The organism is Poseidonibacter ostreae, assembly GCF_009208075.1.
Lineage (GTDB): Bacteria > Campylobacterota > Campylobacteria > Campylobacterales > Arcobacteraceae > Poseidonibacter > Poseidonibacter ostreae.
In genome coordinates this window covers 1-4,851 of the sequence record NZ_WFKJ01000076.1, presented here as the reverse complement: position 1 = coordinate 4,851, position 4,851 = coordinate 1, and the positions used below count along the sequence as shown (strand labels likewise).

6 protein-coding genes are annotated in these 4,851 nt (G+C 30.6%); 2 read left to right on the top strand and 4 right to left on the bottom strand.

From position 1 onward, the window contains the following. Positions 1 to 577: 577 nt before the first annotated feature. Both GBG18_RS15410 and GBG18_RS14570 read right to left on the bottom strand, forming a co-directional pair. Positions 578 to 721, bottom strand: a complete 144-nt coding sequence (locus GBG18_RS15410) for a hypothetical protein (RefSeq protein ID WP_193311173.1) — start codon at positions 719 to 721, stop codon at positions 578 to 580. 112 nt (positions 722 to 833) lie between these two features. Then, positions 834 to 1,622 (bottom strand): tyrosine-type recombinase/integrase, encoded by a 789-nt coding sequence (locus GBG18_RS14570; RefSeq protein WP_226896504.1) that lies wholly within the window; start codon positions 1,620 to 1,622, stop codon positions 834 to 836. Between the two features lie 213 nt (positions 1,623 to 1,835). On the opposite strand from GBG18_RS14570, the gene GBG18_RS14565 reads away from it, so the two are divergent. Next, positions 1,836 to 2,891, top strand: a complete 1,056-nt coding sequence (locus tag GBG18_RS14565; protein WP_152192242.1) for a tyrosine-type recombinase/integrase — start codon at positions 1,836 to 1,838, stop codon at positions 2,889 to 2,891. Positions 2,892 to 2,974: 83 nt separating this feature from the next. Here the strand turns inward: GBG18_RS14565 and GBG18_RS14560 are convergent, their stop codons facing one another. Both GBG18_RS14560 and GBG18_RS14555 read right to left on the bottom strand, forming a co-directional pair. Further along, the gene (locus GBG18_RS14560; RefSeq protein ID WP_193311172.1) at positions 2,975 to 3,526 is read right to left on the bottom strand and encodes a TolC family protein; all 552 of its coding nucleotides are present in this window, start codon (positions 3,524 to 3,526) and stop codon (positions 2,975 to 2,977) included. A 220-nt stretch (positions 3,527 to 3,746) separates the two neighbouring features. Beyond that, the gene (locus tag GBG18_RS14555) at positions 3,747 to 4,526 is read right to left on the bottom strand and encodes a type I secretion C-terminal target domain-containing protein (RefSeq protein WP_193311171.1); all 780 of its coding nucleotides are present in this window, start codon (positions 4,524 to 4,526) and stop codon (positions 3,747 to 3,749) included. A 49-nt stretch (positions 4,527 to 4,575) separates the two neighbouring features. On the opposite strand from GBG18_RS14555, the gene GBG18_RS15405 reads away from it, so the two are divergent. Further along, positions 4,576 to 4,749 (top strand): hypothetical protein, encoded by a 174-nt coding sequence (locus GBG18_RS15405; protein WP_193311170.1) that lies wholly within the window; start codon positions 4,576 to 4,578, stop codon positions 4,747 to 4,749. Positions 4,750 to 4,851 lie beyond the last annotated feature (102 nt).

The window sequence follows — 4,851 nt, the reverse complement described above, 5'->3', positions numbered from 1 at the left end:
AAATCCATGAGTTGATTCAAATGATATTGTCGGATAAGAACATCATCTCGCGATGACATTCTCTCCTAAGAACCGTGCGTGCGACTTTCACCGCACACGGCTCAAGCATTAATAACTAAAATTATTGCGAAGTTTTAAGGCGAAATACCTCTGAGTGAAATATTCATCGTCAGTTGCGTTAAAAGGATTGGCGTTAGATTTCTTCTTTGGGTACTTGTCAATAAAGGTACCAAAAGTCCCATACCACTTAAATATAACTTAATTTAAATATTTAGAATATATTGCTAGTCTTATCAAAGTGAGTATAATTCTTGAAATGTTTATATCTGCGTGACCCAATGACTCTTGTGCGAGTATTAAATCTCTATTTTTCTAATACAATAAGGTTCCAAATATGTGATATATACCATTAGAATATCAATTTTATTTTTATTACCTATTCTAATATTAAAAGGAGGATATTACTGCTCCAGATGATAAGATTGTATGAAGTAAAATAATTCAACCATTTTACGAACTAATGTATTTGATGCACATTGTTAATATTTAACTTTCATTTTATATTTTGCACATAAGATTAGTATCTAATCTTCTTTTTTGATTTGGATTCTAAAATTTGCTTAAGAATTGGTGATATATCTTTATGGCAAACTGCTTCTTTTTTTGGCAATGGCTGTAAATATGGAATATGTACCATTCTAACGATAAATTCTATTGTCATTAATAATTTCTAAATTTGGATTCCAAAATTTGATTATTGTTATACAACAAGTTATTTTTAGAAAATATCTGTTGTTCTACTTAACTGACTTTTATCAAAGTGAGTATAAATTCTAGAAGTATTTATATCTGCATGACCTAATTATGCCAACACTTAGCAATATTTGTTCAACAAGTCTACCTATATAAGCCTGTGTCAATTTTTTACCTTTTTGATTACAAAAAAGTAAGTTGTTTTCGCACAATCTTTCATCAAGCCATATAGATAAATCATTAAGAATGATTTTTTCTTTTATCATAACAACCCGAGGTTTATTTCCTTTACCTCTAACTTGTATAGTATAAGCATCATTGTCTTTTGTAAAATCTTTTATATTTATATTGATGGCCTCGCTTACTCTTATTCCTGTATAAAGTATAGTTTTTATAATTAACCGATTTCTAGCCCCTATATTATTTTTTTTATAGGGGTATTTATCAATTGCAGTGATAAATCTTTTAACTTCATCCATATTTAGAAAAGAGGGTAGTTTGGTGCCACCTTTACCTCCAAGTCCACCCCAGTTTTTTAATTCTATGCCATATCTATAGGAATTCCCATTGTCTTCTTCATTTTGCTTATCTATATATCCAAAGAAACCGAGTAAGGCAATACGATGATTTTTTTTACTCGCATCTGATAAACTTGCTGTTTGGGATGCTAGAAAATCACTCAAAAACTCCTCATCAATTTCTTTCATTGAGCCAGCTCCAAACCGCATTACAAAATAATATAGTTTTTCTAACGGTAAATAATAAACATGGACTCCACCAATACCTATGTTTCTAACTTCTTTCATAAGAATTTTTAAATCTTTAATATCATCAAAGCCTTTTATCAGTTCTTGAATAATTTGTGCCAATCTATCTTTGTCTGTTACTTGTCTATTTGTTTGTTAGAAAGTTGTACTAGCCAAATAGAGATTTAGTACTTGTACAAAAGTTATTTAACAATATAGATATTGAAATGAGAAATTTCCAATACTATTTATATAATTAGTATTGGAAAGCTAGATTTCCAAACTATAATATAAATTATGATATACTGCCCTAATAATATAATTTGAAGGTAATATATGAGATATCCATTAGACTTTGAAAACAGTTTTAGTAAAACATATCTGTTTTGGCTTAGTAGATTTATTAGAAGTAAAATAACATCATTGTCAAATAGGCAAGTTGTCAATAAAGATAGACTGGCTCAAATTATCCAAGAGTTAATTCGTGGGTTTGAATCCGTTGAACAATTAAAGATAACAATAAAAGAAGTTAGAAATATCGGCATCAACAGTATTCATGTTTATTATTTACCTTTGGAAAAATTATATCATTATATGATGATATTTGGTGCTGCTTCCATGAAAGAAATTGACGAAGAAGTTTTAAGTGATTTTTTAGCCAGTGAAACTGCAAATTTATCTGATGCAACGAAAAAAAACTATCGTATATCAATACTTGGTTTTTTCGGATACATAGATAAACAAAATGAAGAAGAAAATGGTAATACCTACAGATATGGTATAGAGCTTAAAAACTGGGGTGGATTAAGTGGGAAAAGTGGTCAAAAACTGCCCTCCTTTTTAAATAAAGATGAAGTAACAAAATTTATAGATGCAATCGATACCTATCCATTTAAAAATATAAATTTAGGTACCAGAAACAAACTTATCATAAAAACTATACTTTATACAGGAATCCGAGTCAGTGAAGCTATCAATATTAATATAAAAGATTTTGTAAAAGATGGTGATGCTTACATTATTCAAGTAAGGGGTAAAGGTAATAAACCCAGAGTTGTTATGATAAAAGAGAGAATTATTAAAAATGATTTATCTGCATGGTTAGATGTAAAATCTTGTGAAGATAATTTACTTTTTTGTAATCAGAAAGGAAAAAAACTAACTCAGGCATATATCAGTAGACTTGTTGAACAAATACTTTTAAGTGTTGGACTTAGAAAAGAAAAGAATGGTGCTCATATGTTAAGACACACTTTTGACACCCTCCTTTATCAGAATAGTCATGATCTTATCTTGGTTCAAGAATCACTTGGTCATTCTGATATAAATACATTTAGAATTTATACACACTTTGATAAAAAACAATTAAATAGAACTACTGATATATTTTAGTTATTCTATATTAAGCTTATAATAAGCGATATGGCCCCTTTATTGTTTAGTCTACTCTTAGATAGATGCTCTTTAATCTATATTTAAGTGGTATGGCCACTTTTGTACCTTTGTACGGAAGTACCCTTTACTGTATATGTTTCACTCTTTTGTCCTGTAACATTTGACTTTTTTGTAGCCAATGAATAATAATCTTCAAACTTTTTTATACTATTCTCTTCGTATTTTAAAACCTCTCTCAATCGTAAAATTTCTAAATAGGTTCTAATCACATCATATGACAGTTTATCAATACTAGAAATTCTTTTAAACTCACTTGATTGATGAAGGGCTTGATTTTTATCCACATTGGCACTGTCTGCATAACCATTGAAAATATTTTGTGTTGCTACTACTTCAACGTGATAACCACCATCAATATTCTCTTTAGTATATGATGTTGCAGTATTAGCTTTCGACTTTTTATCTTCATTACCATAATTTACTTTCAAATCAACTTTTGGGTAAAAAGCCGATTTCGCAATCTTAATTTTTTGTTCATTTACTAGTATTTCTTGTTTAGCTACTTCTATTGAGGGGTGTTTTTCAACTGCAGCGTTTACAGCTTCACTGATTGTCATGGCATTTACAGCCATTGTTCCAAACAAAATAGTACAAACTAATAATCTTTTATTTACTTTAAACATATTATTTCCTTGTTCCTTTCACACTTGTTATTTTTTCATAACAAAGTAATCAAAAGGTAATAATTTGTATTTTATAAATAAATTTATTATTTTATTGATTATCTTAGTTTGATTATTTTTTATAGTATTACCAAGAGTGATTTATTCACTCTTGGTTTATGATGAGTTGTTAGACGGCCATGATATTATAAGAATCAAAGAATGTGTCAACATCTAAACTAGCAGCTGTTCCACCTAATCCTTTCAGTGTGATAGTAGTATCTGGGTTATCAAATGAGTTACTACCGTCTTTATCTATTTTAAGAACTATATCTCCTCCAGCTTCAGTACCATTACTGTCTGTTACTTGAATCCATGCAGATAAGTCACCACTGCTGTAGTTTGTTAATAAATCACGTAAGTCAAGTCTATCAGAGTTATCAGTTGAAGCATCTCCTAAAGTAAAGTCAGTGATAATATCAGAGCTTCCTATATCAGTAGAACTGTAGTCATAAGTATCATGACCCCCTCCTCCTGTAAGAATCTCATTAGCTGATGTTCCTACAATTGTATCATCACCAGATGTTCCAATAGTAGAATTAAAAGTAGCTACATCATTACCATTGTTATCTTCTAAAGAAGATCCCGTATAATTTACTGTTGTGGTATCACTAACCGCTGAAGCCAATGTCAAAGTCACTTTATTTCCGTCAACTGCTACAGCCGTTACAGTATTCCCATCAACAGTAAAGTCACTTGCAGTTGGAATACTGGATTCATTCAAATATTCATCCATAGTTAAAGTAATGGTATTACCATCTGCTTCTGCTTCACTCAATGTTGGTTCAACCGTATCTATGACTACTGCTTTTGCATGAGTTACAGATTTGGTATAACCGCCATTTGCACTGAAGTTAACAGTAACAGTATATTTCCCATCTGCTAAACTTGGCATGTTTGAATGGCTCAAACTCCACGCTCCTGTATTGGTATCAATAACTGGCAAGTTGCTACTTACTGTGATTTGTGTACCATCAAGAGAGGTGAAAACAATAGAGCTTATTTGTAATCCTGACAGGTTAGCAGGATTTGATACTGTTCCAGATAAACTGTATGATGCCTTTTCAGCTTTTGAAACAATATTATCTGACCCCATATTATCCCAAGAAATCGTTGTTGATAAAGTTTTATAACTAAATACATCCGATAACGTTGCATTTTTAACTCCTGTAAGAGTGACTGTATAAATATTACCACCACTATTAGCTAGACCATTGGAATCAAAGCTTACAACC